Source organism: Burkholderia sp. BCC0397, assembly GCF_902832865.1.
Classification (GTDB): domain Bacteria; phylum Pseudomonadota; class Gammaproteobacteria; order Burkholderiales; family Burkholderiaceae; genus Burkholderia.
The window spans coordinates 50,798-76,275 of sequence record NZ_CADFDL010000019.1; the positions used below are offsets into that span (position 1 = coordinate 50,798).

A 25,478-nucleotide genomic window follows, 5' to 3' on the forward strand; every position below is an offset into this window, starting at 1 on the left:
GTCTTTTTTGTGGTTTATGGGGGGCGAGCGGCGCGGCGGCGCCACCGCGCATTCAGAGTTCGAGAACGAGCCGCTCGCCGCCGCACGCGCGCGAACAGCAGGTCATCATGCGGTCGTGCGCGTCGCGCTCCGCGCGCGTGAGCACGCTGTCGCGATGATCGACTCGACCGGCCAGCACGCGGACTTCGCACGATCCGCACAGCCCTTCGCGGCAGTCGCTCTGCACGTCGATGTTCGCGTGCTGCAACGCGTCGAGCACGGTCTGGTTCGCCGAGACCGTCAGCGTGATGCCCGAATCCTTCAGTTCGACTTCGAACGGCCGCTCCTTCGACGGATCGAGCGCCGCCTTCGTCGACACGAAATGCTCGACCCGCAGCGCATCGCGCGGCCAGTGCGCGCAGCTCGCTTCGAGCGCATCGAGCATCCGCGCGGGGCCGCACGCGTAGATGTGCGTGTCGTCGGCCGGCTGCGCGAACAGCGCACGAAAGTCGTTACGCGAGCCTTCTTCCGACACGTACACGTGCAGACGCTCCCCATGCAGCGCGGCGAGCGTGTCCAGCATCGCCATCGACGCGCGTCGCGAGCCGCTGTAGTGGATGGCGTAATCGATGCCGCGCGCCTTCGCTTCGCGCGCCATCGCACTGATCGGCGTAATGCCGATGCCGCCCGCGACGAAGATTGCCTTGTGGGTGTCGGCTGCGAAGCGGAAATGATTGCGCACGCCGCGGATCTTCAGCCCATCGCCGGCGCGCAGATTCGCATGCACCCACGCCGATCCGCCGCGGCTCTGTGCTTCGTGCAATACCGCGATCTCATACGCGTCGCGCTCGGCCGGGTCGCCGCACAGCGAGTACTGGCGCGTGATGCCGGTATCGCCGCAGATCACGTCGATATGCGAGCCCGGCGTCCAGCGCGGCAGCGGGCGGCCGTCGGCGGACACGAGCCGGATGTGGGCGATGCGATCCGCGCACATCGACACGCGTTCGACCGTGACCGCGCGGCTCACCGCGTGCGACGACGGCTCGCCGATGCGCACCGCCGCGCGCGGGCGCAGCACCGACGGGTCGCGGCGCTCGGGATTCAGCGCCGGATCCCATTCGACGTACAGATGTTCGGGGCCGCGGAACGACGTGTTCGGCACATACGTGAAGCGCTGCTCGGCAAGCTTCATGTGCGGCAGACGGCGCGTGAACTCGTCGAGGAAGACCTGCATCTCCATGCGTGCGAGATTCTTGCCCATGCACTGATGCGACCCATAGCCGAACGTCAGCTGATCATTCGCGTTCTCGCGGCGGATGTCGAACAAGTCGGCGTCCGCGAAGCGCGCTTCGTCGTGATTCGCGGACGACGTGACGATCAGCAGCTTCGAGCCCGCCGGAATGTCGATGCCGCCGATCGTCACGTCCTTCGTCGCGAGCCGTCGCCATGCGGCGACCGAGCCGTTGTGGCGCAGGCACTCCTCGACCGCGTTCGGGATCAGCGACGGATCCTCGCAGATGTCGCGCCACGCGTCGGGATGCTGCAGCAGCAACTTCATCGCGTTGGCCGTCGCGTTCGCGGTCGTCTCGTGCGCGGCGACGATGCCCGCCATCATCATCGAATGCAGATACGAATCGGTGATCACGTCCGGCAGTTCCTTCTGCTTGCGGATCCCGTACTGCATCCAGCCGGGCCCGGACGGATGCTCGCGCATCTTGTCGAGCACCTTGCCCGCGAACTGCCAGAACTTGCCGACCGCATGCGCAACCGCGACCTGCTCCTCCGGTTTCGGGCGGCCCCACGTGTTGATCGTGTGCGCGATCGAGTATTCGCGCAGCGTGTCCATGTCCTCTTCGGGCACGCCGAGAAAGTGCAGCGCGACGGTGAGCGGCACTTCCCACAGCATCTGGTCGACCAGATCCGCTCGACCGTCGTCGATGAAGCGGTCCACGTATTCGCGTGCGAGCCGGCGCACCATCGGTTCGTGATGCTTCAGCGCGTCAGGCGTGAACGGGTCGAGCAGCGCGCGGCGGCGCGGCATGTGCGCGGGCTCGTCCTCGTTGACGAGCGTGCGGTTCAGCGCAAAGCCGTACGACGCGAGCACCGCGTTCGCCTCGGGGCCGGTGGGCGTGATCTTCTCCAATGCGATCGACGGGCTGAACGTGAGGTTGTCGCGAAAGATCGCCTTGATGTCGTCGTAGCGCGTGACGACCCAGTAGCCGAGTTGGGGGCTGTAGAACACGGGCTCCTGCTCGCGTGCCCAGCGCACGTACTCGGGCGGATCCTGCTGGTAGCCGTCGTCGAACGGATCGAACGCGGCTGCGGCGGCGCTGACCGGACAGCCGTTCGGCGCGGTCGCGGCGGCCGGCGCAGGATGAAACGGACACTTCGACGATGACGCGTGGCGCTCCGTGACGGACATGATTCACTCCCGTGCTATGATTTTGCGTAAATCTAATACGCAATGCGTAATCAAACGACTGGGGTAAACCTTGGTGGCCGGGCGCCGTCGGTCGTCCGGCTAGAATCCGGCTTATGGAAAAAATCGCCAGAACGAAGAAGACCGCGCCGCCCGAGCGCGACCGCCGGCAACGCGTCCAGTCCGCCTCGACCGGCCTGCTCGTGCTGAAGGAACTCGCCGCGTGCGGCGGCCGCGCTACGCTGACCGCGCTCGCGGCGCGGCTCGACGAGAATCCCGCGAAGGTTCACCGCTATCTGGCGAGCCTGATGGAGGAATCGTTCGTCACGCAGGAGCGCGCCACCCAGCAGTACGTGCTCGGGCCCCAGTGCATCTCGATCGGGCTCGCGGCGATCCGGATGGCCGACCCGATACGGCTCGCCGAACCGTCGCTCGTGCGCGTGCGCGAGCGTCTGGAGGTCACGTGCTTCGTCGCGATCATGGGCAACCGCGGGCCGACGATCATGCGCTTCGAAGAGCCCGGCCTGCCGGTCACGGTCAACGTTCGCGCCGGCTCGGTGATGTCGTTGCTATGGTCCGCAACCGGGCGGCTGTTCCTCGCGCTGCTCGACGAGCCCCGTGTGCGACAGCTTGCGGAAGACGAGCTCGCGTCGGCGCCGGCCGAGTTGCGCGCCCAGCTCGATCGACGCGATCCGGTTGGCACATTGCAGCGCGAGATCCGCGCGTCCGGCCTCGCGACCGTCTGCGACACGAACCTGAAGGGCATCAGCGCCGTGTCGGCGCCGCTATTCGATGCGAACGGACATATGTGCGCGGCGATCACCGCGCTGGGCGCGACCGGCGGCTTCGACGCGTCGATCGACGGGCCGGTCGCGACGGCGCTGCGCCACGAGGCCGGGCTGATCAGCGGCGAGCTCGGGTACAGGGCCGCTCCCGACGGCCGGTAGTACGTCCGCGTGTCGACGCAGACACCGGCTTCCTGTCTGCGATACATGCGCGGCGAATTGCGCAGTGACGCGAGAACTGATGCCGTTCAGTCGAACGACTGAACGGCATGGGACGCGCCGCCCGCGACGACGGCCGCCGTTACTCGACCGCCTTCAGCGCGTCCAGCCCGGCCGGCAGCTTCGCGTCCGGAAACTGCGTGGACAGCGTGGCGTCCCGCCACCGCGCCGCCTCTTCCGCCCGCTGCCGTTCCGCCTGCTCGCAGACGAACAGCGCATCGCCGCCGAGCAGCAGGCGCATCGGCACGTCGTCGCGGCGCGACAGGTCGACGATCAGTGCCGCGATCCGCGCGGGATCGCCGATCTCCTGGCCGCCATACGCGCCGAGCAGGTCGAGGATCTTGCCGACCGACGGCTGATAGTCGGGCAGCAGATCGTCGACGTCGCGCTTCGCCTGCGCGGCCCATTCGGTGCGCATCCCGCCCGGTTCGAGCGTGCACACGCGCACGCCGAACGGCGCGACTTCCTTCGCGAGCACATCGCTGAATCCGCCGACCGCCCACTTCGCGGCCTGATACGCGGACAACCCCGGCGTCGACGTCCGCCCGCCGACCGACGACACCTGGAAGATGTGCCCCGCGCGCTGCGTGCGCATCGTCGGCAGCACCGCGCGCGTCAGATTGATCACGCCGAACAGGTTCGTTTCGATCTGGTCGCGGAAAGCGTCGGCGCCCATCTGCTCGAACGGCGCCGTATGGCCGTAGCCCGCGTTGTTCACCAGCACGTCGATGCGACCGAACGCGGCGCGTGCCGCCGCGACGGCTTGCGCGGCCGCCGCTTCGTCGGTGACTTCGAGCTCGACCGGCAGCAGCCGGTCGCCATACCGTTCGGCCAGATCGGCCAGTCGCGCCGGATCGCGCACCCCGGCCACCAGCCGGTCGCCCGCTGCCAGCACCGCTTCCGAAATCGCGCGACCCAGGCCGCGTGCGGCCCCCGTTACCAACCAGACTTTCGACATTTTCCACTCCTTGATCGTGGTGAAACGATGAAAATGAATGATTACTCACTCATTAATTTGGGCGATGGATCGATCCTTCGTGACCTGCATCGCCCTGCCTGACACGCCCTGCCCGTCGTCGCGGCATGCGCCGCCACAACGGCAATCCTTCACTCACACCGCGTGCAACACGGCCCACAACGCGCGAAACCCCGCTTCCCGGTATGCATCGGCCCGCGCCGGATCGCGTGCGATCGACTCCATCGCGGTTTCCGCGATCGACGTAAACAACGCCGCGCAGAACGCATGCGCTTCGTCGCGGTCCAGCGCGCCCGACGCGGCGACCTGTTCGTGCAGCAGCGTGCCGATCCCGCCGAAGCCTTCGGCGCCGGCCGCGCGATGCGCGTCGTCGATGCGCCCGCTCACGCCAAGCTGCTGCAGCGCGCGCCGGCCGTCCGGATTCGCGACGCCCCACGATACATAGCCGTTCCACGCATGCCGCACGGCCTGCTCGGCCGGCGCATGTTCCGGAAACCCGGTCATCATCGCCTCGCGCAGCTCGGCCTTCAGACTCAGGTACAGCGCGTTCAGCAACGCATCCTTGGTCTCGAAGTACGTGAACACCGTGCCTTCCGCCACGCCGGCGAGCCTCGCGATGCGCGAGGTCGTCGCGGTCGCACCGTCCTCGGCGAGCGCGCGTGCGGCCGCGGCAAGGATGGCTTCGTGCTTGTCGGGACTGCGCGGTCGGGCCACGTTCGACTCCTTTAATGAGTGAGTGCTCAATCATAATCGAGCGAAGAGGAGGCATGCAAGCCCTGTTACATCCGGCGAACGCATACGCAATCCATCAAAACGGTGCACTATTGCGTTTTGCCGTACCGGCGCCGGCCATCCGGCGCCCGATTGCCCTCGACGTTCGTTTCACGTTCACCGTTTCAAACCGCGAACCTCCCATGACGAATCAGCCTTCCCAAACCGCGGCCGCCCGGCCCGTCGACATGATCATTTTCGGCGGCGGTGGCGACCTGGCCGCCCGCAAGCTGTTGCCCGCGCTGTACATGGCGCACCTGCACTGCAATCTTCCGCCCGAGACGCGCATCATCGCCGTCGGCCGCCGCGACTGGGGCATCGACGGCTATCGCAAGTTCATGGACGAGCAGTCGCGCCCGTTCATCGACGAGAAGGCGTTCGACGCCGACGCGTGGAGCCGCTTCCTCGACCTGTTCAAGTACGTGCTGATCGACGTGAACGCGCCGGACGACTACCTGCGGCTCGCCGAAGCGGCGCGCGGCGACGCGGTCCGCGTGTTCTACCTGTCGACGTCGCCGGAGCTGTTCACGACGATCTGCGACAACCTGTCGGCCGCGCATCTCGTCGACGCGCACTCGCGCGTCGTCCTCGAAAAGCCGCTGGGCCACGATCTCGCGTCGGCGCAGGCGATCAACAACGCGGTCGGCAAGCACTTCGGGGAATCGCAGATCTATCGGATCGACCACTATCTCGGCAAGGAAACCGTGCAGAACCTGATGGTGCTGCGCTTCGGCAACCCGATCTTCGGGCCGCTGTGGCAGGCGCCGAACATCCGCAGCGTGCAGATCACGGTCGCGGAAACGGTCGGCGTCGGCAGCCGCGCGGGCTTCTACGACCATACCGGCGCGCTGCGCGACATGGTGCAGAACCACCTGCTGCAACTGCTGTGCATCGTCGCGATGGAGCCGCCCGTATCGCTCGACCCGGATGCGGTGCGCGACGAGAAGCTGAAGGTGCTGCGCTCGCTGCGGCCGATGTCGCTGTCGGACGTCGCGCGCGACACGGTGCGCGGCCAGTACACGGCCGGCGCGGTCGACGGCCAGCCGGTCAAGGGCTATCTCGAGGAAGACAACGTGCCGGCGGACAGCCGCGCGGAAACCTTCGTCGCGCTGCGCGCACACATCAACAACTGGCGCTGGGCGAACGTGCCGTTCTTCCTGCGCACCGGCAAGCGGCTGCAGCGCCGCCAGTCGGAAATCGTGATCGAGTTCGCCGACATGCCGTTCTCGATCATCCCGACCGGCCCGCGCAATTACGGCAACCGCCTCGTGATCCAGCTTCAGCCGGAAGAATCGATCCAGCTGCAGATGCTCGCGAAGGAGCCGGGCAGCGGGATGAACATGGTGCCGGTGAGCCTGAACCTCGACCTGCAGCAGGCGATTCCGGAACGGCGCGCGGAAGCGTACGAACGGCTGCTGATCGACGTGATCCGCGGCCGCCTCACGCACTTCATGCGCCGCGACGAGCTCGAAGCCGCCTGGTCGTGGGTCGAGCCGATCCTCGACGGCTGGAAGCAGCTCGGCGACCGGCCGCGCCTGTACACGGCCGGCACGTTCGGGCCCGCGGCTTCGTCGGCGCTGCTCGCGCGCGACGGGATGTCGTGGGCCGAAGAGGCGTAATCGCAGCACGACGGCGTGCCGCCGCGCGGCACGCCCGTTCCCGAAGGGCAGCGCCGCCTGCGCTGCGTCGCTACTGCGACCTCAGCCACGCGGCCTTGCGCCGCCCCGGCACATCGCTGCCGCTTCCGCCGCCGAGCACCTCGATCATGTAATCGACGAACGACGCGATCCGCGACGAGATCGCCGTGTTCCGGTAATACACCGCGTTGATCGGCTGCTCGACATCGAGCGTCTGCCGCGCGAGCACCTGCACGAGCCGCCCGGCCTCGCGATCCTGCGCGGTCACGAAATCCGACAGGCACACGATACCCGTGCCCTCCAGCGCGAGCTGCCGCAGCGTCTCGCCGCTCGACGACCAGACGCCGGGCTCGATGCGGTAGGGCTCGCCATCCGTGCCGAGGATCGGCCATACGTTCAGCGATTCGGGCTGCGTGAAGCCGAGCAGCGTGTGCTTCGGCAGATCCTCGACCTTGCGCGGCTGGCCGTGCGCTTCGATGTAGTCGGGGCTTGCGAGGATACGCACCCGGCTGTTGCCGATCCGCCGGCTGTGCAGCGTCGAATCCTTCAGCCGGCCGATCCGGATCGCGACGTCGGTGCGCCGCTCCAGCAGGTCGATGATGCCCTCGTTGCTGTTCAGCTCCAGGTCGACCTTCGGGAAGCGCTCGCGATAGCCGCGCACGAGCGGCACGATCACGTGCAGCATGAACGGCGTCGCGGCGTCGACGCGCAGGCGCCCCGACGGCATCTCGCGCCGCGCGACCATCTGCTCTTCCGCGTTCTCGACCGATTCGATGATCGCGCGCGCATCCTGCAGGAACGCGCGCCCTTCCTCGGTCAGCTCGAGCCGGCGCGTGGTCCGGCGCAGCAGCGTGGTCTTCAGCTTCTCCTCGAGCCGCGCGAGCGTGCGGCTCGTCGCCGACACGGTGAGGTCGAGTTGCTGGGCGGCGGCCGTGATCGAACCGGTGTCGACCACGGCGGTAAAGGCCTGGAGTTCGTCGAGGGTGATCTTCATTGTTGACTTGAAATCAAAACAATTTGGTTTATAGACCAGTTTTTCAGCAAAAGTAAAGCCGGCACACTGCGATCCATTCTGACTGAAACCCGGATCCCGTCATGCCACTCGCGTTGCTTGCGCTGACCATCAGCGCCTTTGCCATCGGCACCACCGAATTCGTGATCGTCGGGTTGATCCCGACGATCGGTGCCGACCTCGGCGTCAGCCTGCCGTCCGCCGGCCTGCTCGTAAGCCTGTACGCGCTGAGCGTCGCCATCGGCGCGCCGCTCCTCACCGCGCTCACCGGCCGCGTGCCGCGCAAGGCGCTGCTCGCCGGGCTGATGGCGCTCTTCACCGTCGGCAACCTCGTCGCGTGGCAGGCGCCGGGCTACGAATCGCTGATCGTCGCACGCGTCCTCACCGGCCTCGCGCACGGCGTGTTCTTCTCGGTCGGCTCGATCATCGCGACCACGCTCGTGCCGAAGGACAAGGCCGCGAGCGCGATCGCGACGATGTTCAGCGGCATGACCGTCGCGTTCGTCGCCGGCATTCCGCTCGGCACCTTCATCGGCCAGCACTTCGGCTGGCGCGCGACGTTCCTGGTCGTCGCGCTGTTCGGCCTCGTCGCGTTCGTCGGCGCGGTCGCCTTCGTGCCGCGCGGGCTGCCGCAAACGCCGCCGGCGCCGCTCGCCCGCCAGCTGCGCGTGCTGGCCCAGCCGCGCCTGCTGCTCGTCTATGCGATGACGGCCGTCGGCTACGGCGGCTCGCTGATCGCGTTCACGTACATGGCGCCGCTGCTCGAACAGATCGCCGGCTTCACGCCGTCGCAGGTCAGCCTCGTGCTCGTCGGCTACGGCGTGTCGGTCGCGGTCGGCAACGTGTGGGGCGGCAAGCTCGCGGACGCCGTCGGCCCCGTGAAGGCGCTCAAGCGGATCTTCCTGCTGCTCGCGATCGTACTGCTCGCGCTGACCTTCACGATCCACGTGAAATGGCTCGCGGTGCTGACGATGCTCGCGTGGGGCGCCGTTGCGTTCGGCAACGTGCCGGGGCTGCAGGTGTACGTCGTCAAGCAGGCGCGCCACTTCGCGCCGGACGCCACCGACGTCGCATCGGGCTTCAACATCGCCGCCTTCAACCTCGGCGTGGCCGGCGGGTCGTCGCTCGGCGGCCTGATCGTCGCGAACGTCGGCCTCGGCCACACGCCGTGGATCGCCGCCGTCGTCACGCTCGGTGCGTTTGCACTCACCGCGCTCAGCGGCCGTCTGGACCGTCGCCACGGCCTGCCGGAACGCACGGCCGAACCCGTCGAACTCGCCCATTGAACGTCACCTTTTTGCAGGAGCTACCAGCATGAACGCATCGACCCAACGTCCGCCGTTCGCCGGCAAGACCTTCGAAGTCCGTTACGACGGCCTCACCGCGCTCAACGCGTACGACGAAGACGGCCGCCACATGCGCTACGAGATCACCGAAGGCCCGTACGCGGGCGCGAAGGGTGAAGTCGAATACACGTGGCAGCCCATTGCCGGCGAGACCTACGCGATCTCGTGGCAGGAAGCCGATCGCGCAACCGTCGTGCATATCGACGATTTCGCCGCCGGCACGTCGCGCTCGTTCTTCACCGCGTCGTCGCTCGATTTCTACCGACTCGACGGCAGCCTGCGCGCCGTCTGAACGGAGCCCGACCATGTCCACTTCACTCGACACGCTCGCCGACGGCGGCTTCAGCATCGGCATCGAGCTACCGCTCGACAACGACTGGACCCCGTCCGGCAACGCGAAACGCCGGCATGACGGCCGCCACCCCGGCGTGCCCGACCTGGAAATCCACGCGGAACTCGCGCAACTGGCCGACACGCTCGGCTTCCGCGCGCTCTGGGTGCGCGACGTGCCGGTGTACGATCCGTCGTTCGGCGACGCCGCGCAGGTGTTCGAAACGTTCTCGTATCTCGGCTACCTCGCGGGAATCACGCACGACATCCTGCTCGGCACCGCGGCCGTCGTGCTGCCGCTGCGCGAACCGCTGCTCACGCTGAAATCGGCCGCGACGATCCAGGAACTGAGCGGCGGTCGCCTGCTGCTCGGCGTCGCGAGCGGCGACCGGCCGGTCGAATATCCGCTGTTCGGCCGCGACTTCGCCACGCGCGGCGAGAACTTCCGCGACCAGATCGCGCTGCTGCGCGACGGCGCGCGCGGGCACTTGCCGCCCGGCCTGGAAGTGCTGCCCGCCGCCCGTTCGCCGGTGCCGCTGCTCGTCGCGGGTCTCGCGCAGCAGACGCCCGCGTGGATCGGCGAGCACATGGACGGTTGCCTCGCGTATCCGGGGACGCCGGCCGATCACCTGCAGCGCGCCGCGAACTGGCACGCGGTGGCCGGCGACAAGCCTTACGTGAGCTTCATCCACCTCGACCTCGCGGAAGATCCGCACGAACCGCTGCAGCGGCACCGCTTCGGCGCCCGCGCGGGACGCGTCGCGCTGACGGAGGAACTCGCGGCGATGCGCGACGCGGGCGTGCAGCACATCGGCCTGCATTTCCGCCGCAACCGGCGGCCGCTCGACGAGACGATGGCCGAGATCGCGGCGGACGTGCTGCCCGTGTTCCATCCGAAAACGCATCCGCAGACGCGCGCCGCATAAGGCCGGCCACGGCCCGCACGCGCCCGCGGCACGATCAATATTTGACTTTAAATCAAATATTTTTGACTTATGAAGGCGTTTATCTCATCAGTCTCAAGCGCCAGAATGACTTCCATACCGCAATCGCCCCCTTTCAGGAGCACATGATGAGCAAGATTCCCGCATTCGGCCTCGGTACGTTCCGCCTGCAAGGCCAGGTCGTCATCGACTCGGTCCGCAACGGCCTCGAAGTCGGCTACCGCGCGATCGACACCGCGCAGATCTACGGCAACGAAGCCGAAGTCGGCGAAGCGATCGCCGCGTCGGGCGTGCGCCGCGAAGACCTGTTCCTCACGACGAAGATCTGGGTCGACAACTACGCACCGGAAAAGCTGGCGGCCAGCCTCGAGGAAAGCCTGCGCAAGCTGCGCACCGACGTCGTCGACCTGACGCTGATCCACTGGCCGGCGCCGGACAACGGCGTGTCGATCGACGCGTTCATGACCGCGCTGGCGGATGCGAAGGCGAAGGGCCTCACGCGCCAGATCGGCATCTCGAACTTCAACATCGCACTGACGAAGGAAGCAATCGCGGCCGTCGGCAAGGACGCGATCGCGACCAATCAGATCGAACTGAGCCCGTACCTGCAGAACCGCAAGCTGGTCGAGTTCCTGAACGCCGAAGGCATCCACGTGACGTCGTACATGACGCTCGCGTACGGCAAGGTGCTCGGCGACCCGGTGATCGGCGCGATCGCGCAGCGTCACGACGCGACGCCGGCGCAAGTCGCACTCGCATGGGCGCTGCAGCTCGGCTACTCGGTGATTCCGTCGTCGACCAAGCGCGAGAACCTCGCGAGCAACCTGCTCGCGCAGACGCTGCGCCTGACCGACGAAGACATGGCGCAGATCGCCGCGCTCGAACGCAACGGCCGCGAAGTCGACCCGGCCGGCCTCGCGCCGAAGTGGGACTAGGGCCCTCATCCGATATGACCCGTCCGCGGCCCGCCGGCCGCGACACAACCGACCGGACACCATCATGACCCAGGACCCGCTTTTCCAACCGCTGCAACTCGGCGCGCTGACGCTGCCGAACCGCATCGTGATGCCGCCGATGACGCGCTCGCGCGCGAGCCAGCCCGGCGACGAAGCCAACGAACTGATGGCCGCGTATTACGCGCAGCGCGCGAGTGCGGGCCTGATCGTCAGCGAAGGCACCTACATCGCGCCGCTCGGCAAGGGCTACGCATGGACGCCCGGCATTTACACGCCGTCGCAAGTCGCCGGCTGGCGCAAGGTGACGGACGCCGTGCATGCCGCGCACGGCCGCATCTTCGCGCAGCTGTGGCACGTCGGCCGACTGAGCCACACGAGCCTGCTCGGCGGCGCACAACCGGTGTCGTCGTCGCCGCTCCAGGCGAAGGGCGTGAACGTGTTCATCGCCGGCGAAGACGGCAGCACGCCGGGCTTCGTGCAGGCGTCCGAGCCGCGCGCGCTGTCGATCGACGAGATCCGCGAGATCGTCGATCAATACCGCACCGCCGCGCGCCACGCGATCGAAGCCGGCTTCGACGGCGTCGAACTGCACGGCGCGAACGGCTACCTCGTGAACCAGTTCATCGATTCGAACGCGAATACGCGCACCGACGCGTATGGCGGCTCGCTGGAGAACCGGCTGCGCTTCCTGCGCGAAGTCACGCAGGCGCTGATCGAAGGCACCGGCGACGCGTCGCGCGTCGGCATCCGCCTTGCACCGCTGACCACGCTGAACGGCTGCGTCGACGACGATCCGGAAACGACCTACCTCGCCGCCGCGAAGCTGCTCGGCGAACTCGGCGTCGGCTACCTGCACATCGCGGAAGCCGACTGGGACGACGCGCCGCTGATGCCGGTCGCCTTCAAGCAGCAACTGCGCGCCGTGTACCCGGGCGTGCTGATCTATGCCGGCGCGTACACCGCCGAGCGCGCCCGCGAAGCGATCGCCGCCGGCTGGGCCGACCTCGTCGCATTCGGCCGCCCGTTCGTCGCGAACCCCGACCTGCCCGAGCGGCTGCGCACCGGCGCCGCGCTCGCGCCGCACGATCGCAACACGCTGTTCGGCGGCGGCGCCCGCGGCCTGACCGACTACCCGACGCTCGCGCAAGCCGCGGCGTAACGATCGACAGGAGTCTGGAATGAAAGCGACGCTCGCCCGGCTCGCGCTCGCCGCGATCCTGCCGTTCGCGGCCGCGCAAGCAGCCCACGCCGCGGCGGCCGACTGGTATCCGTCCGTGCACGGTGCGAACGACGAGATCGGCTCGGCAACCTGCTGACAGCCTGCGTCATCGAGCAGGCCGTCGGCCTCGTGCAGACCGGTCGCGATCCGCTGATCGCGCGTCCGCCCTTTCGGCAATCGCGGCGACTATCGCCGCGATTGTCATTTCCGCATTGCAGCCTGTGCGATCGGCGTCTAACGTTGACGAGATCGACGCCGTACGACCGTCACCCGACCTGAAAGGACGCCCCGTCATGCCCAGCCGCTCCCCGACACGCGACATGCTGCTGGCCCTTGCGGCCGGTCTTTCCCTGGCGGCTGTTACCGCGCCCGCACATGCCGACGAGGCCGCCGGCCTCACGCCGCCAGCGCCGGCCACGCCGGTGCTGTCCACCACCGCGACCGGCGTGCAGATCTACACATGCGAATACGATGCCGAACACCGGCTCGCATGGACCTTCCAGCGGCCGGAGGCGATGTTGTTCGATGAAAGCGGCACGCTCGTCGTGCGGCACGGCGCGGGGCCGTCGTGGGAAGCGCTCGACGGTAGCCGCGTCACCGGCAAGAAGCTCGCGGAAGTGCCGAGCGCAAGCGCGGCCAGCGTTCCGCAACTGCTGCTCGCGGCGACGCCGGCCGCAACCGGCACGCTCGCCGGCGTGCGCTTCGTGCAGCGGCTCGATACGTCGGGCGGCATGCCGCCGGCGACGACGTGCGCGACCGAGCATGCGGTCGGCCGCTTCCCGTACTTCGCGCGCTACGTGTTCCTGAAGTGACGCGCACAGCTTCGCAAGCATCAGGCGATCGTCACGCTTCCGCTTATTCAGCTTTCCTATCTTTCAGGCACGGAAACGTGAAACCGCCGATACGCTCGTTCAGGCCGCTCGGACTATCCGCATCGACAATTCGACGTCGCCGCCGAACGGCACCGACAGATAGCCGTTTTCCGGCGCACGCACGTAAGCAAGATAGTCGGGGCTGTATTCGGCGTTGTCGGCCACGACGAACGCCCCGGCCCTGAGCCGCGGCTCGACCAGTGCGAGAATCTCCGGATACAGCGCCTTCGCGCCGTCGAGCAGCAGTAAATCGACCGTGTCCGGCAGATCGGTCGCCAGCGTGCGCAACGCATCGCCTTCGCGGATTTCCACCAGATCGGCCAGCCCGGCTGCTGTCAGGTTCGCTTGCGCCCGCGCGATCTTCGACGCTTCGAACTCGCTCGTGATTACCCGGCCGCCGCCGTTGTCGCGCAACGCGGCCGCGAGGTGCAGCGTCGAGATGCCGAACGACGTACCGAATTCGACGATTGCCTTGGCGCCGCCGCTGCGCGCGAGCATGTACAGCAGCGTGCCCGTCTCGCGCGACACGGCGAGCGGATAGTCCTTCAGGCGCGCATACAGATCGGCGTAGTCCGTCTTGCTGCGCATCAGCCGCGCTTGCTCGTCGCGCGACACGTTGGCGAAGTCCGGGCTCGTCGCGGGCGACGACGCGTCGGCTTCGTCGAACAGGCGTGCGAGCAGCGATGCCAACGGGTCGTGAATCAGGGTGGTCATGCGAATCTCCGGTGTCAGGTTGAATGCGTCAGTGCGCCCGACTAGAATATGACGAACTATTCAGGTTTTACTATTCGCATTCGCAGACCCGTCATGACCGCCCGTCGCCACGTCCCGATCGCCTCGCGCAAACAGCCTCGGCAGGCCCGCTCGACCCGGCTCGTCGACGACGTGCTGCAGGCCGCTATTCAGGTTTTGGCCACCGAAGGCGCGCAGCGCTTCACGATGGCGCGCGTCGCCGAGCGCGCCGGCGTGAGCGTCGGCTCGCTGTACCAGTACTTCCCGAACAAGGCCGCGCTGCTGTTCCGGCTCCAGCACGACGAATGGCGGCAGACGTCCGAGATGCTGTGCAGGATGCTGGAAGATCAGCAAAAGACGCCGCCCGAGCGGCTGCGAACGGTCGTCCATGCGTTCATCCGGTCGGAATGCGACGAAGCGCGGATGCGCATCGCGCTCGACGATGCCGCGCCGCTTTATCGCGACGCGCCCGAGGCGCAGGAGGCGAGGGCGGCCGGCAATCAAATCTTCAGCGCCTTCATGCAGGAGGCGCTGCCCGACGTGCCGGACGGCCCGCGCGCGCTCGTCTCCGAGCTGATCATGACCACGCTCACCAGCGCCGGCAAGACGTTTTCGGAAACCGAACGCACGCCGGAGGAAATCCACGCGTACTCGAGTGCGATGGCCGACATGTTTTGCGCGTACCTCGCGCAACTCGCGCTCGCTTGACGCGCGAACGGGCGCGAGCGCAGCCTCCGCGCGGCACCGGTATCATCCGGATGCAAGTTGTACATGGCGGCAAATCGCGTCACACGCGGCCGTTTCCCCGCGCCTGCGCAGCGCCGCCGAAAGACCTTCGTAAGATTCGATGCGCCGCCCGCCCCCCGCCCTGCCTGCCGGCCCCGCGTTCAAATAATCGACTTAACGGATTCCAACTAGGCGTATACACGCGTTCCGCGCCGACGAAGCCCCGTTGCACGCCGATATAAGCGCTGCGACATGCGCTGCATGCTCTTCCCCCAATGGGACGTGATGGGCCGTTCGCCTAACCTCCGCTACGGCAAAGCACACGCGACGGGCGTCGACCACGCTACGCGTCATGCGTCACGCGTCTCCACGACGTTGCCGATTATTTCAACCAGATACGAGACACCCTGACGACGGTCCGCTACCGGCCGTTTCAGCATGCTGATAAAGGAGCAAGCTCATGAGTGATACCCCGGTGCAGCCGACGGTCGGCGTCGGCGCGGAAGAAACTGACTTTGGCACCACGGGAGTCATCGACCGGTACTTCGGCATTTCGGCGCGCGGCAGCACGCAACGTCGCGAGATCATTGCCGGCGTGACCACCTTCCTCGCGATGGTCTATTCCGTGTTCGTCGTGCCCGGCATGTTCGGCAAGGCCGGTTTCGACACGAGCGCGGTGTTCGTCGCGGTGTGTCTCACCACCGCATTCGGCTCGCTGCTGATGGGCCTGTGGGCGAAGCTGCCGATCGCGATCGGCTGCGCGATTTCGCTGACGGCGTTCACCGCGTTCGGCCTCGTGCTCGGCAAGGGGCTGCCCCCGACGGTCGCGCTCGGCGCCGTGTTCCTGATGGGCCTGGTGTTCACCGGCATCTCGGTGACTGGCGTGCGTTCGTGGATCCTGCGCAACCTGCCCGCGGGCGTCGCGCACGGCACCGGGATCGGCATCGGCCTGTTCCTGCTGCTGATCGCGTCGAACGACGTCGGCCTCGTGATCAAGAATCCGGGCGCCGGCCTGCCCGTCTCGCTCGGCCAGATCACCGCGTTCCCGGTCATCATGTCGGTCGTCGGCCTCGCCGCGATCTTCGGTCTCGAGAAGCGGCGCGTGCCGGGCGGCATCCTGCTCGTCGTGGTGGCGATCTCGCTGATCGGCCTCGTGTTCGATCCGGCCGTGAAGTACCGCGGCATCTTCGCGTTGCCGTCGCTGAGCGCACCGGGCCACGCATCGCTGATCGGCGCGATGGACATCAAGGGCGCGCTGTCGATGGCCGTGCTGCCGAGCGTGCTCGCGCTGGTGATGACCGCCGTGTTCGACGCGACCGGCACGATCCGCGCGGTCGCCGGGCAGGCCGGCCAGCTCGACGAGAACGGCCGCATCATCAACGGCGGCCGTGCGCTGACCGCCGATTCGGTCAGTTCGATCTTCTCCGGCTTCCTCGGCGGCGCGCCGGCGGCGGCCTACATCGAGTCGAGCGTCGGCGTGGCCGCCGGCGCGAAGACGGGGCTCGCTGCCGCCGTGGTCGGCCTGCTGTTCCTCGTCGTGATGTTCTTCTCGCCGCTCGCGGGCCTCGTGCCGTCGTACGCCACTGCGCCGGCGCTGATGTACGTCGGCCTGTTGATGCTCGGCAGCGTGAGCAAGCTGCACATGGACGACATGGTCGACGCGATGTCGGGCCTCGTGTGCGCGGTGTTCATCGTGCTGACCGCGAACATCGTGACGGGCATCATGCTCGGCTTCTCGACGCTCGTGATCGGGCGCCTCGCGAGCGGCGAATTCCGCAAGCTCAACGTCGGCACCGTGCTCATCGCGGCCGTGCTCGTCACGTTCTATCTCGGCGGCTGGGCCATCTGACCGCGAGACATGCGCGACGTCGCCTGCAGAAAGGCGGCGCGCATCGGAACGAGATCGTCTCCTCCACCATCGTCGTCGATGGTCTCCCGGCCTGGGAACGCGAGTTTCCAGGCTTTTTTTGTCCGCGCGGCGCCGCGTGACGCGCTTCGCGAAAACGGCGCGACACGCGCCCCGTCAGAACGGCTTGATGACGACCAGCCCGACGACGATCGCCATCGCGACGATCGCCGCGCCCGCCGCCTGCCCGAGCCACGGCGCCGGCGCGACGACGAGATCGTCGCGCTCCATGCGCCGCAGCGTGCCGGCCAGGATCCCGTGCAGCACCGACAGCGCGACGACGAGCGCAAGCTTCACCGACAGCCACGCGGCGCCGAACCAGTGACCGCTCAGCGCGAGCGCGATGCCGGCGATCCAGACGATCGCGAGCGCGGGCGCCGTCACCGTGCGGTCCCAGCGCCGCACCGCGCGATGCACGGCGAGGTTTGCAATCCGGACCCCGACGGACGACAACAACAGCCCGCCGACGAACGTGACGACGGCGACCAGATGCACGGCCTTCAGCGCCAGGTAGATCATCGCGCGTGCCGCCTGCGCGCGATCCAGCCGGCGCTCGCCAGCCCCGCGAACGGCACGACGGCCGACAGCACGAGCCGCGCGACGTCGCCCTTGCTCCACAGCCCGCTCGATGCGGTGCCGACCACCGCCCAGACGTACATCACGAACGCGATGCCGTGAACCGGGCCCATGATCGATACCGCGACCGGATACCCGGCCAGATGCTTGAGCGGCACGGCCACGCACACCAGCGCGACGAGCGTGGTCGCCTCCAGCAGCGACAGGTATTGCAGGTTCCGCAACGCGTTGCGATCGTCTTGTTTCATCGGCAGGGCTCCAGGTAGGTCCGCCGCGATTGTCGCGTGTGGTGCGGGTTCGAGCCATTGGCTAGAATGACATCTTTCAACGGATTCTGGCCACGGCCGCACACGCCATGCACACGGTCGCCGTTCTTGCTTTGCCCGATGTCGTCCCGTTCGACCTGGGCGTCGCCTGCGACACGTTCGCGCGCGTGCGGGCGCCCAATATCGAGCAGGCGTACCGTGTACGCGTGTGCAGCGAGCAGCCGCGCGTCGGCGGCGACCTGTTCGAGCTGCGCCCGCCGTTTCGCCTCGATGCGCTGGCCGACGCCGATACGATCATGGTCCCCGGCACGTCGGTACCGCTCGCGCCCACGTCACGCCGCGTGCTCGACGCGCTGCGCGCGGCGGCCGCGCGCGGGCGCCGGATCGCGTCGATCTGCAGCGGCGCGTTCGTGCTCGCGGAAGCCGGGCTGCTCGACGGCCTGCGCGCGACGACGCACTGGCTCGCGGCCGCCGAACTCGCGCGCCGCTACCCGAACGTCGACGTCGACCCGAACGTACTGTTCGTCGACAACGGCCAGATCCTGACCTCGGCCGGTGCGGCGGCCGGCCTCGATCTGTGCCTGCACATGATCCAGGCCGACTATGGCGCGGCGGTCGCGGTCGACGCCGCCCGCAGCGCGGTGGCGCCGCGCGTGCGCGAAGGCGGGCAGGCGCAGTTCATCGCGCCCGAATGGCCGGCCGGCGGCGACGGGCTGCACGACCTGATGGACTGGCTGCAGGCCAACCTGCGCAAGCCGCTGACGCTCGATGCGATCGCGCGCAAGGCGTCGACGAGCGTGCGCACGCTGACGCGGCGCTTCCAGGAGCAGACGGGCACGTCGCCCGGGCAATGGCTGCAGACCGCGCGCGTCAGGCACGCGCAGCAGTTGCTGGAGGTGACCGAGCTGTCGATCGAACACGTGGCGACGGAAGCCGGGTTCGGTTCGGTCACCGCGTTTCGCGAGCGGTTTGCGCGTATCGTCGGCACGTCGCCGCAGCGCTATCGGCAGGCGTTCCGCGCGCGCGCCGATGCGTGACGTGCATCGGGATCGCCACCTGAAGCATGAACCCGCCGCCCCCTTTTGCGCCAACCGGACCCGACCGATGACCCGCATCCGCAATCCCCTGAACATCGCGCAGCTCCAGGCGTTCGTCTCCGCCGCGCACCTCAAGAGCCTGCGCGCCGCCGCGCGCGAGCTCGGCGTCACGCAGCCGGCGATCACGCATACGATCCGCGAGCTCGAAACGGCGCTCAACGCGGAGCTGCTCGTGCGCAGCGTGCGCGGCGTCGAGCTGACCGCCTGCGGCGAGGCGCTGCTGCCGCGCGCCGAGCAGTTGCTCGGCGACATCCGCCGCACGGTCGAAGCCGTCGAGCAGGTGAAAGGCGAGATGTCGGGCCGCGTCGCGGTCGGCACGATGCCGTCGATCGCGCTGACCGCGTTGCCGCACGCGGTGACGGCGTTCCGCGGGGCGATGCCGAACGTCAGCCTGCATCTGGAGGAAGTGACGGTGCCTGATGCGCTCGCGCAGTTGCGCAACGGTACGCTCGACATCGCTGCGATGCACCATGTGCCCGCGCTCGACCGCGATCTCACGCAATTGCCGCTGCTGTCGACCGAATTCACGATCGTGATGCGCGACGGTCATCCGCTCGCGCACGCGCGCCGGTTAGAGGAACTGCTCGACGCCGAGTGGATCGTCACCGTCGGCGCCGAGCAGTTTCCGCACAGCGTGATGGTCGGAATGTTCGAGGCGCACGGGCTGCCGCTGCCGAAACGTCTGCTGCGCTCGCCGATGTCGTTCGCGGTGACGCTGGGGCTCGTCGCGCGCTCGGACGTGATCGGTTGCTTCACGCGCCCGCTCGCCGCGATGGTCGCGCCGCTCGGCATCCGCACGGCCGAACTCGACGAAAGCATGCCGCGCTTCGACCTGTCGATCATCGCGCGGCGCGACCTGCTGCCCACGCCAGCCGTGTCGCACTTCGTCACGTGCCTGCAGCGCGCGGTCAACGAAACGCTCGGCTGAATCGTTCCTGTGTATGAAACGGCAGCGCACCCGACGCGCCGCCGCCGGGCCCGGTATCGGGGCTTGTCCTAGGCGCCCTGCCGGTATTTTGTCTTGATAATCTTCCGCACGTCGCGCGCCCCCATCGGGCGGGCGAAACGGACTGTCCGACGCGAAGCCGCGGCGGGCCGAAGGCTTACGGCGCGGCACAACCGCGCACCCATCGAACAAAACGAGGAGTCACCGAGTGAAAAAGATTCTTGCGGCTGTGACCGTGGCCCTGCTCGCCGTATCGGCCGGCAGCGCGTACGCGAAGGACTGGTCGACCGTGCGGTTCGGCGTCGACGCAAGCTACCCGCCTTTCGAATCGAAAGGCGCCGACGGCAAGGTGGTCGGCTTCGACGTCGATCTCGGCAACGAGATCTGCCGCCGCATCAACGCGAAGTGCGTGTGGATCGAAAACGACTTCGACGGGATGATCCCGGCGCTGAAGGCCCGCAAGTTCGACGGGGTGCTGTCGTCGATGTCGATGACGCCGGCGCGCGCCGAACAGATCGCGTTCTCGGCGAAGCTGTTCAACACGCCGACGCGTCTCGTCACGAAGAAGGGCGCGAACCTGCAGCCGACGGCCGAATCGCTGAAGGGCAAGTCGGTCGGCGTCGAGCAGGGTACGATCCAGGAAACCTACGCGAAGACGTACTGGGCCTCGAAGGGCGTGAAGGTCGTGCCTTACCAGAACCAGGACCAGGTCTACGCCGACCTGATCTCCGGCCGTCTGGACGGCGCGCTGCAGGACGCGGTGCAAGCCGAGATCGGCTTCCTGAAGACGCCGCGCGGCGCGAACTTCGACTTCGCCGGCAAGGATCTCGACGACCCGAAGACGCTCGGCAACGGCGCCGGTATCGGCCTGCGCAAGGAAGACACCGACCTGAAGACGAAGATCGACGGCGCGATCGCCGGCATGCGCAAGGACGGCACGTACGACAAGATCGCGAAGAAGTACTTCGATTTCGACGTCTACGGCAAGTAATACGGCCGACAGACGCGCGGTTCGGCGCGAAGGGAACGGGCTCCTCAAAGGAGCCCGTTTTTTTTGCACGCGGCGCGGGCGACGTTTTTTTTTTCGCGCCAACCTGATGATTCGCAACGGAAAACTGCGCGCTCCGGCGCCGGTTTGATGGCGGCGAGAAAGGCAACGTACAATCGATCTCCCACGCACACGGATCATTCGCGGCTGCGCCGCACTCCCTCATCATGCAAACGCAGACCCATCCGCTGATTTCCCCCGCCGTCGGCACCGAACGCCAGATCACCAGCTTCCACTACGGCCCGCGCGGCGGCAAGAAGGTCTACATCCAGTCGTCGCTGCACGCGGACGAGCTGCCCGGCATGCTGGTCGCCACGCTGCTGCGCCGCAAGATCGCCGCGCTCGAGACGGCCGGCAAGCTGCGCGGCGAAGTCGTCATCGTGCCCGTGCCCAATCCGATCGGCCTGTCGCAACACGTGTTCGGCGATCATCTCGGCCGCTTCGAGCTCGGCTCGATGCAGAACTTCAACCGCAATTTCTACGATCTCGCGGCGCTCGTGCTGCCGCGTGTCGAAACCCGCCTGACGAACGACGCGCAGCGCAATCTCGCCGTCGTACGCACCGCGATGCGCGAAGCGCTCGACGAACAGAAACCGCGCACCGAACTCGACTCGCAGCGCCTCGCGCTGCAGAAGCTGTCGTTCGACGCCGATATCGTGCTCGACCTGCACTGCGACAGCGATGCGGTGATGCACCTGTACACGAATCCCGATCTGTGGCCGGACGTCGAGCCGCTGGCGCGCTATCTCGATGCAAAGGCGTCGCTGCTCGCGCTGAACTCGGTCGGCAACCCGTTCGACGAAATCCACAGTTTCTGCTGGTCGGATCTGCGCAGCCGCTTCGGCGACCGCTTCCCGATCCCGAACGGCGCGATTTCCGTCACGGTGGAACTGCGCAGCGAACGCGACGTGTCGTACGAGTTCGCCGAAAAGGATGCGCAGGCGATCGTCGACTACCTGACCGAGCGCGGCGTCGTCGAAGGCACGCCGGCGCCGCTGCCGCCGCTCGCGCATCCGGCCACGCCGCTCGCGGGCACCGATCCGCTCGTCGCGCCCGTGTCGGGCGTGATCGTGTTCCGCACGCCGGTCGGCGTGATGATCGAGGCCGGCCAGGCCGTGGCCGACATCGTCGATCCGCTGACCGATCGCGTCGTCACACTGAAGAGCAGCGTGTCGGGCGTGCTGTACGCGCGCCAGATCGTGCGCTTCGCGACGGCCGGCATGGAAGTCGCGCGCATCGCCGGCGCGACCGCGATCCGCACCGGTTCGCTGCTGTCCGCCTGAGCCTGAGCGCGCGGCCCGCACGCCGGGTCATACCGCGCTTCGCATGCCATCGCCTGCACCAACGAAATCGCCCGCTTGCGCGGGCGATTTGCTTTCCGGGGTGCGCGTCGGCAGCCGGCGATCCGCCGCCGGCCGCTGCGCGCGAAGGCCGTTCAGAACGCCGGCACGATCGCGCCGCCGAACTTCTGGTCGATGAACTTGCGCACGTCGTCCGATTCATAGGCCGCGACGAGCTTCTTCACCCACGGCTTGTCCTTGTCCTGCGCGCGCACCGCGATCAGGTTCGCGTACGGCCCGCGCAGATCCTCGATCGCGATCGCATCCCTCACCGGCGTGAGCCCGGCCTTGACCGCGTAGTCGGTGTTGATCGACGCGGCATCGACGTCAGGCAGCGCGCGCGGCAGTTGCGCGGCGTCGAGTTCGACGATCTTGATCTTCTTCGGGTTCTCGGCGACGTCGAGCGGCGTCGCGTTCACGCCGTTGGTGCCGGCGCCGGCCTTCAGCTTGATCACCCCGTACTTCTGCAGCAGCAACAGCGCGCGGTTGCCGTTCGACGGATCGTTCTGGATCCCGACCTTCGCGCCGACCGGCAAATCCTTCAGCGACTTGAGCTTCTTCGAATAGAAGCCCATCGGCGCGGTATAGGTGAGCCCGACGTTGACGATCTTGTAGCCGCGCTGCTTGATCTGGCTGTCGAGGAACGGCTGGTGCTGGAAGCCGTTCGCATCGAGATCGCCGGAATCGAGCGCCGCGTTCGGCTGCACGTAGTCGTTGAATTCGATGACCTTGATCGCGAGGCCTTCGCGCGCGGCGACCTTCGTCACTTCGGTCCAGATCTGCGCGTCGGGGCCGCTCATCGTGCCGATCTTCAGCGTTTGCGGGTCGGCGTGCGCGCCGGGCGCGGCGAATGCCAGCGCGGCGGCGAGTGCGCCGAGGCCGGTCAGGATCGAATGTCGCATGGGGTGTCCTCTTGTCCCGTGTCGTTTGTTGGAGCACGGATCGTGGCACGGGGCCCGAACGCCATCAACCAAGCTTATTTCATGTGCATATTCCGGATCGGGATCGAATCTCAGCCGAAATCGGTATAACTCCCCGCTATACAACCGGGCAGAATCCGGTGTCGCATCGGCACCACACATTCTTCATATGACAGTCACTGTCATATTCATTACGTGGCCCGCCGATAAAGTTGCGCCGGTCCGTGAAAGCGCCCGTAGAGAGCGCCGGAACCGCAACTGGACACGCCATTTATTCGCTCGGAGAATCCTTTGAACAAGAAACTGTTGACCATCGCCGCCCTGGCAGCAACGGCCGGCACGGCGCACGCACAAAGCAGCGTGACCCTGTACGGCGTCATCGATGCCGGTATCAGCTACGTGAACCACAGCAAGACCGCCAACGGCGGTAGCGGCAAGCTGTTCAAGTACGACGACGGCGTGGCCCAGGGCAGCCGTTGGGGCCTGCGCGGCACCGAAGACCTCGGTGGCGGCCTGAAGGCGATCTTCGTACTCGAAAACGGCTTCAACAGCGGCAACGGCACGATCGGCCAGGGTGGCGCGATCTTCGGTCGCCAGGCTTACGTCGGCCTGAGCCAGTCGCAATACGGCACGGTCACGTTCGGCCGCCAGTACTCGTTCTCGACCGACATCCTCGGTTCGAACTACTCGACGGGCGGCAACACGGTCGCGGGTAACTACGCGTACCACGTGAACGACATCGACCAGCTCACGTCGAGCCGCATCAACAACGCCGTGAAGTTCCAGAGCGCGAACTACTCGGGCTTCACGTTCGGCGCGTTGTACGGCTTCTCGAACTCGACCGACTTCGCCGGCGCACCGGCCACGACGACGGGCACGACGACGACCGCAGGCTCGTCGCGCGCATACAGCTTCGGCCTGAACTACGCGAACGGCCCGATCTCGGTCGGCGCGGCGTACACGGACATCCGTTTCCCGAGCCAGTCGACGCCGGGCTTCTCGACGACGATCGCGAACCTGAGCACCGGCAACGTCCGCGACCTGCGCACGTACGGCGTGGGTGGCCGCTACGTCTGGGGCCCGGCAACGGCATGGCTGCTGTGGACGCGTACGCAGTTCTCGACCGTGTCGGGCGCGGGCGGCACGTTCTACAACGCATATGAAGCAGGCGCGAAGTACGCATTCACGCCGGCACTGTCGGGCGGCCTCGGCTACACGTACACGAACGCGACGCAGAACGGCAATTCGTGGCACTGGAACCAGGTCAACGGTATCGCCGACTACGCACTCAGCAAGCGTACGGACGTGTACGGCCTGGTCGTGTACCAGCAGGCTTCGGGCAAGGGCGTGCAAGCGCAGATCGGCTCGAGCACGAGCTATTTCAATACGTCGGGCACGGGTTCGAAGAACCAGATCGCCGCACGTATCGGTATCCGTCACAAGTTCTAAAGCATCCGCTTAACTGTCCGCTCAACGCGCGGATCACGACGGCAAGCAGCGCCCCGCTCCACGCGGGGCGCTTTTTTATGGGCTTTTAAGTTTCGCTTAATTCTGGGCTGAGAGGATGCTCTCACCCCCCCTGTTGGCCGCCTGAGCATCGGCGGCTTTTTTTTTGAGACACCCCTACGGCACCGCCATCAACTGCCCACAAGACAGGATCGGAGGCCACGATGATCGAAGATACCGTTTTCAGCCATCTGCACGCGATTCTCACGTGCCAACACTCGCTGCCGGTCCAGAGTTGCCGCGTCTCGGTGGAAATGCAGCGCCCCTGGGGCCGCCCGTATCGCCTCGTCGAATGGACGATGCATCTCGACGCGCCCGCGCGGCGCCAGATCGTGCCGGCCGAATCGACCGACGAAGAGATCGCCGAGGTCGTCGCGTCGCACGTGCCGGGCCGGCTTTACGGCGACGGCCGGCTGCAGTTCTGAACGCGTTTCCGTTCCACCCGCTTCCCGTCTGTCGGCCGCGCCGCACGCATCGTGCGGCAGTCGGTCTCGTTTGACGCGGCAACGAAACCTGCTACGCTGCGCGTTTTCGTCCACGCAACACACGATGGAAAACGCATTCAACGAACGTGGCGTCATGGTCACGCGCAACGGCCTGTCGACCGCCGGGCAGGTATTCGCACTGCGTGACATCCGCCACGTCGACGTCGTCAAGATTCCGAAGAACCGTCTCGTGCCGTCGCTGATCTCGCTGATCGGCGCGGCCATCGCCCTCGGCGGCGGCATCGGCGCATCGAGCGCCGCGCTGGTGGTCGGCGTGATGCTCGCCGTCGTCGGCTATCTCACCTGGGTCACGCAGGACATCACGTATCGCCTGATGGTCGAGATGCCCGACGGCAAGCGCGAAGCGCTGTCGAGCGTCGACGCCGAGTTCGTCGAACGCGTCGCGCAGGTCGTGCGCGATGCGCAGGCCGCCGTCACGGCCGGCTGATTCCGTTCGCATCCGTT

The 25,478-nt window shown here is 67.2% G+C and carries 25 protein-coding genes and 1 pseudogene; 18 read left to right on the top strand and 8 right to left on the bottom strand.

Going from position 1 to position 25,478, the window contains the following annotated elements; genetic code table 11:
* Nucleotides 1-52: 52 nt before the first annotated feature.
* Nucleotides 53-2,401, bottom strand: a complete 2,349-nt coding sequence (locus HWX03_RS34095; RefSeq protein ID WP_175874312.1) for a cytochrome P450/oxidoreductase — start codon at nt 2,399-2,401, stop codon at nt 53-55.
* 113 nt (nt 2,402-2,514) lie between these two features.
* On the opposite strand from HWX03_RS34095, the gene HWX03_RS34100 reads away from it, so the two are divergent.
* Nucleotides 2,515-3,345 carry an IclR family transcriptional regulator gene (locus HWX03_RS34100; protein WP_174429361.1) on the top strand — a complete coding sequence of 277 codons (831 nt, stop codon included), beginning with the start codon at nt 2,515-2,517 and terminating at the stop codon, nt 3,343-3,345.
* Nucleotides 3,346-3,484: 139 nt separating this feature from the next.
* Here HWX03_RS34100 and HWX03_RS34105 read toward each other — a convergent pair whose 3' ends face one another.
* Nucleotides 3,485-4,360, bottom strand: a complete 876-nt coding sequence (locus tag HWX03_RS34105; protein ID WP_175874313.1) for an SDR family NAD(P)-dependent oxidoreductase — start codon at nt 4,358-4,360, stop codon at nt 3,485-3,487.
* A gap of 153 nt (nt 4,361-4,513) precedes the next feature.
* Complete coding sequence (locus tag HWX03_RS34110; RefSeq protein ID WP_175874314.1) at nt 4,514-5,092, bottom strand: TetR/AcrR family transcriptional regulator; 579 nt, start codon at nt 5,090-5,092, stop codon at nt 4,514-4,516.
* 200 nt (nt 5,093-5,292) lie between these two features.
* On the opposite strand from HWX03_RS34110, the gene zwf reads away from it, so the two are divergent.
* Nucleotides 5,293-6,768, top strand: coding sequence for a glucose-6-phosphate dehydrogenase (gene zwf, locus HWX03_RS34115; RefSeq protein WP_175874315.1), 1,476 nt, complete (start codon nt 5,293-5,295; stop codon nt 6,766-6,768).
* A 70-nt stretch (nt 6,769-6,838) separates the two neighbouring features.
* On the opposite strand, the gene HWX03_RS34120 is transcribed toward zwf, so the two are convergent.
* Nucleotides 6,839-7,780, bottom strand: a complete 942-nt coding sequence (locus HWX03_RS34120) for a LysR family transcriptional regulator (RefSeq protein ID WP_175874316.1) — start codon at nt 7,778-7,780, stop codon at nt 6,839-6,841.
* 101 nt (nt 7,781-7,881) lie between these two features.
* Between HWX03_RS34120 and HWX03_RS34125 the strand changes: the two genes are divergently transcribed.
* The 7 genes and pseudogenes from HWX03_RS34125 (at nt 7,882) to HWX03_RS34155 (ending at nt 13,405) form a co-directional block, all read left to right on the top strand.
* Nucleotides 7,882-9,084, top strand: a complete 1,203-nt coding sequence (locus tag HWX03_RS34125; protein ID WP_175874317.1) for an MFS transporter — start codon at nt 7,882-7,884, stop codon at nt 9,082-9,084.
* Nucleotides 9,085-9,112: 28 nt separating this feature from the next.
* Nucleotides 9,113-9,436 (top strand): hypothetical protein, encoded by a 324-nt coding sequence (locus HWX03_RS34130; protein WP_011549010.1) that lies wholly within the window; start codon nt 9,113-9,115, stop codon nt 9,434-9,436.
* 13 nt (nt 9,437-9,449) lie between these two features.
* Nucleotides 9,450-10,400, top strand: a complete 951-nt coding sequence (locus tag HWX03_RS34135) for an LLM class oxidoreductase (RefSeq protein ID WP_175874318.1) — start codon at nt 9,450-9,452, stop codon at nt 10,398-10,400.
* A gap of 146 nt (nt 10,401-10,546) precedes the next feature.
* The gene (gene dkgB, locus HWX03_RS34140) at nt 10,547-11,353 is read left to right on the top strand and encodes a 2,5-didehydrogluconate reductase DkgB (RefSeq protein WP_175874319.1); all 807 of its coding nucleotides are present in this window, start codon (nt 10,547-10,549) and stop codon (nt 11,351-11,353) included.
* A 64-nt stretch (nt 11,354-11,417) separates the two neighbouring features.
* A complete protein-coding gene (locus tag HWX03_RS34145) occupies nt 11,418-12,533 on the top strand; it encodes an alkene reductase (protein WP_175823547.1) in 1,116 nt (371 codons plus the stop codon).
* 19 nt (nt 12,534-12,552) lie between these two features.
* Nucleotides 12,553-12,737: pseudogene (locus HWX03_RS34150) on the top strand (cyclase family protein); the annotation flags it as partial.
* Nucleotides 12,738-12,886: 149 nt separating this feature from the next.
* On the top strand, nt 12,887-13,405 hold the full coding sequence (locus tag HWX03_RS34155; RefSeq protein ID WP_175874320.1) for a DUF3455 domain-containing protein: 519 nt from the start codon (nt 12,887-12,889) through the stop codon (nt 13,403-13,405).
* A gap of 99 nt (nt 13,406-13,504) precedes the next feature.
* Here HWX03_RS34155 and HWX03_RS34160 read toward each other — a convergent pair whose 3' ends face one another.
* Nucleotides 13,505-14,179: a class I SAM-dependent methyltransferase gene (locus HWX03_RS34160; protein WP_175874321.1), complete on the bottom strand. Its 675-nt coding sequence runs from the start codon at nt 14,177-14,179 to the stop codon at nt 13,505-13,507.
* 93 nt (nt 14,180-14,272) lie between these two features.
* Here HWX03_RS34160 and HWX03_RS34165 point away from each other — a divergent pair, with 93 nt between their 5' ends.
* Together HWX03_RS34165 and HWX03_RS34170 are read left to right on the top strand one after the other, a co-directional pair.
* Nucleotides 14,273-14,905, top strand: a complete 633-nt coding sequence (locus tag HWX03_RS34165) for a TetR family transcriptional regulator (protein WP_244132848.1) — start codon at nt 14,273-14,275, stop codon at nt 14,903-14,905.
* Between the two features lie 478 nt (nt 14,906-15,383).
* Nucleotides 15,384-16,772, top strand: coding sequence for an NCS2 family permease (locus HWX03_RS34170; RefSeq protein WP_175874323.1), 1,389 nt, complete (start codon nt 15,384-15,386; stop codon nt 16,770-16,772).
* Between the two features lie 174 nt (nt 16,773-16,946).
* Here the strand turns inward: HWX03_RS34170 and HWX03_RS34175 are convergent, their stop codons facing one another.
* On the bottom strand, nt 16,947-17,348 hold the full coding sequence (locus HWX03_RS34175; protein ID WP_175874324.1) for a CopD family protein: 402 nt from the start codon (nt 17,346-17,348) through the stop codon (nt 16,947-16,949).
* Nucleotides 17,345-17,653 (bottom strand): DUF3817 domain-containing protein, encoded by a 309-nt coding sequence (locus tag HWX03_RS34180; protein ID WP_175874325.1) that lies wholly within the window; start codon nt 17,651-17,653, stop codon nt 17,345-17,347. Before HWX03_RS34180 ends, HWX03_RS34175 begins: the two co-directional genes overlap by 4 nt.
* A 107-nt stretch (nt 17,654-17,760) precedes the next feature.
* Between HWX03_RS34180 and HWX03_RS34185 the strand changes: the two genes are divergently transcribed.
* From HWX03_RS34185 to HWX03_RS34200, 4 genes are all read left to right on the top strand, one after another.
* Complete coding sequence (locus HWX03_RS34185; protein WP_174429378.1) at nt 17,761-18,708, top strand: helix-turn-helix domain-containing protein; 948 nt, start codon at nt 17,761-17,763, stop codon at nt 18,706-18,708.
* Nucleotides 18,709-18,775: 67 nt separating this feature from the next.
* A complete protein-coding gene (locus tag HWX03_RS34190) occupies nt 18,776-19,696 on the top strand; it encodes a LysR substrate-binding domain-containing protein (RefSeq protein WP_174429379.1) in 921 nt (306 codons plus the stop codon).
* A 226-nt stretch (nt 19,697-19,922) separates the two neighbouring features.
* The gene (locus HWX03_RS34195) at nt 19,923-20,705 is read left to right on the top strand and encodes an ABC transporter substrate-binding protein (RefSeq protein WP_175874326.1); all 783 of its coding nucleotides are present in this window, start codon (nt 19,923-19,925) and stop codon (nt 20,703-20,705) included.
* A 224-nt stretch (nt 20,706-20,929) separates the two neighbouring features.
* Complete coding sequence (locus tag HWX03_RS34200) at nt 20,930-22,045, top strand: succinylglutamate desuccinylase/aspartoacylase family protein (RefSeq protein ID WP_175874327.1); 1,116 nt, start codon at nt 20,930-20,932, stop codon at nt 22,043-22,045.
* 152 nt (nt 22,046-22,197) lie between these two features.
* Here HWX03_RS34200 and HWX03_RS34205 read toward each other — a convergent pair whose 3' ends face one another.
* Nucleotides 22,198-23,004 (bottom strand): MetQ/NlpA family lipoprotein, encoded by an 807-nt coding sequence (locus HWX03_RS34205; protein WP_175874328.1) that lies wholly within the window; start codon nt 23,002-23,004, stop codon nt 22,198-22,200.
* A 309-nt stretch (nt 23,005-23,313) separates the two neighbouring features.
* On the opposite strand from HWX03_RS34205, the gene HWX03_RS34210 reads away from it, so the two are divergent.
* The 3 genes from HWX03_RS34210 to HWX03_RS34220 all read left to right on the top strand — a co-directional run bounded on the left by HWX03_RS34210 (nt 23,314) and on the right by HWX03_RS34220 (nt 25,461).
* Complete coding sequence (locus tag HWX03_RS34210) at nt 23,314-24,471, top strand: porin (protein WP_175874329.1); 1,158 nt, start codon at nt 23,314-23,316, stop codon at nt 24,469-24,471.
* Between the two features lie 221 nt (nt 24,472-24,692).
* Nucleotides 24,693-24,953 (top strand): DUF2866 domain-containing protein, encoded by a 261-nt coding sequence (locus tag HWX03_RS34215; protein WP_011548992.1) that lies wholly within the window; start codon nt 24,693-24,695, stop codon nt 24,951-24,953.
* Nucleotides 24,954-25,077: 124 nt separating this feature from the next.
* Entirely contained in the window at nt 25,078-25,461 is a 384-nt protein-coding gene (locus tag HWX03_RS34220) for a DUF6232 family protein (protein ID WP_175874330.1), read from the top strand.
* Nucleotides 25,462-25,478 lie beyond the last annotated feature (17 nt).

What these genes read in the sequence shown, in the direction of transcription:
- HWX03_RS34095 (WP_175874312.1), bottom strand. Translation starts at nt 2,401, where the DNA reads ATGTCCGTCACGGAGCGCCACGCGTCATCGTCGAAGTGTCCGTTTCAT.
- HWX03_RS34100 (WP_174429361.1), top strand. Translation starts at nt 2,515, where the DNA reads ATGGAAAAAATCGCCAGAACGAAGAAGACCGCGCCGCCCGAGCGCGAC.
- HWX03_RS34105 (WP_175874313.1), bottom strand. Translation starts at nt 4,360, where the DNA reads ATGTCGAAAGTCTGGTTGGTAACGGGGGCCGCACGCGGCCTGGGTCGC.
- zwf (WP_175874315.1), top strand. Translation starts at nt 5,293, where the DNA reads ATGACGAATCAGCCTTCCCAAACCGCGGCCGCCCGGCCCGTCGACATG.
- HWX03_RS34120 (WP_175874316.1), bottom strand. Translation starts at nt 7,780, where the DNA reads ATGAAGATCACCCTCGACGAACTCCAGGCCTTTACCGCCGTGGTCGAC.
- HWX03_RS34125 (WP_175874317.1), top strand. Translation starts at nt 7,882, where the DNA reads ATGCCACTCGCGTTGCTTGCGCTGACCATCAGCGCCTTTGCCATCGGC.
- HWX03_RS34130 (WP_011549010.1), top strand. Translation starts at nt 9,113, where the DNA reads ATGAACGCATCGACCCAACGTCCGCCGTTCGCCGGCAAGACCTTCGAA.
- HWX03_RS34135 (WP_175874318.1), top strand. Translation starts at nt 9,450, where the DNA reads ATGTCCACTTCACTCGACACGCTCGCCGACGGCGGCTTCAGCATCGGC.
- dkgB (WP_175874319.1), top strand. Translation starts at nt 10,547, where the DNA reads ATGAGCAAGATTCCCGCATTCGGCCTCGGTACGTTCCGCCTGCAAGGC.
- HWX03_RS34145 (WP_175823547.1), top strand. Translation starts at nt 11,418, where the DNA reads ATGACCCAGGACCCGCTTTTCCAACCGCTGCAACTCGGCGCGCTGACG.
- HWX03_RS34155 (WP_175874320.1), top strand. Translation starts at nt 12,887, where the DNA reads ATGCCCAGCCGCTCCCCGACACGCGACATGCTGCTGGCCCTTGCGGCC.
- HWX03_RS34160 (WP_175874321.1), bottom strand. Translation starts at nt 14,179, where the DNA reads ATGACCACCCTGATTCACGACCCGTTGGCATCGCTGCTCGCACGCCTG.
- HWX03_RS34165 (WP_244132848.1), top strand. Translation starts at nt 14,273, where the DNA reads ATGACCGCCCGTCGCCACGTCCCGATCGCCTCGCGCAAACAGCCTCGG.
- HWX03_RS34170 (WP_175874323.1), top strand. Translation starts at nt 15,384, where the DNA reads ATGAGTGATACCCCGGTGCAGCCGACGGTCGGCGTCGGCGCGGAAGAA.
- HWX03_RS34175 (WP_175874324.1), bottom strand. Translation starts at nt 17,348, where the DNA reads ATGATCTACCTGGCGCTGAAGGCCGTGCATCTGGTCGCCGTCGTCACG.
- HWX03_RS34180 (WP_175874325.1), bottom strand. Translation starts at nt 17,653, where the DNA reads ATGAAACAAGACGATCGCAACGCGTTGCGGAACCTGCAATACCTGTCG.
- HWX03_RS34185 (WP_174429378.1), top strand. Translation starts at nt 17,761, where the DNA reads ATGCACACGGTCGCCGTTCTTGCTTTGCCCGATGTCGTCCCGTTCGAC.
- HWX03_RS34190 (WP_174429379.1), top strand. Translation starts at nt 18,776, where the DNA reads ATGACCCGCATCCGCAATCCCCTGAACATCGCGCAGCTCCAGGCGTTC.
- HWX03_RS34200 (WP_175874327.1), top strand. Translation starts at nt 20,930, where the DNA reads ATGCAAACGCAGACCCATCCGCTGATTTCCCCCGCCGTCGGCACCGAA.
- HWX03_RS34205 (WP_175874328.1), bottom strand. Translation starts at nt 23,004, where the DNA reads ATGCGACATTCGATCCTGACCGGCCTCGGCGCACTCGCCGCCGCGCTG.
- HWX03_RS34215 (WP_011548992.1), top strand. Translation starts at nt 24,693, where the DNA reads ATGATCGAAGATACCGTTTTCAGCCATCTGCACGCGATTCTCACGTGC.
- HWX03_RS34220 (WP_175874330.1), top strand. Translation starts at nt 25,078, where the DNA reads ATGGAAAACGCATTCAACGAACGTGGCGTCATGGTCACGCGCAACGGC.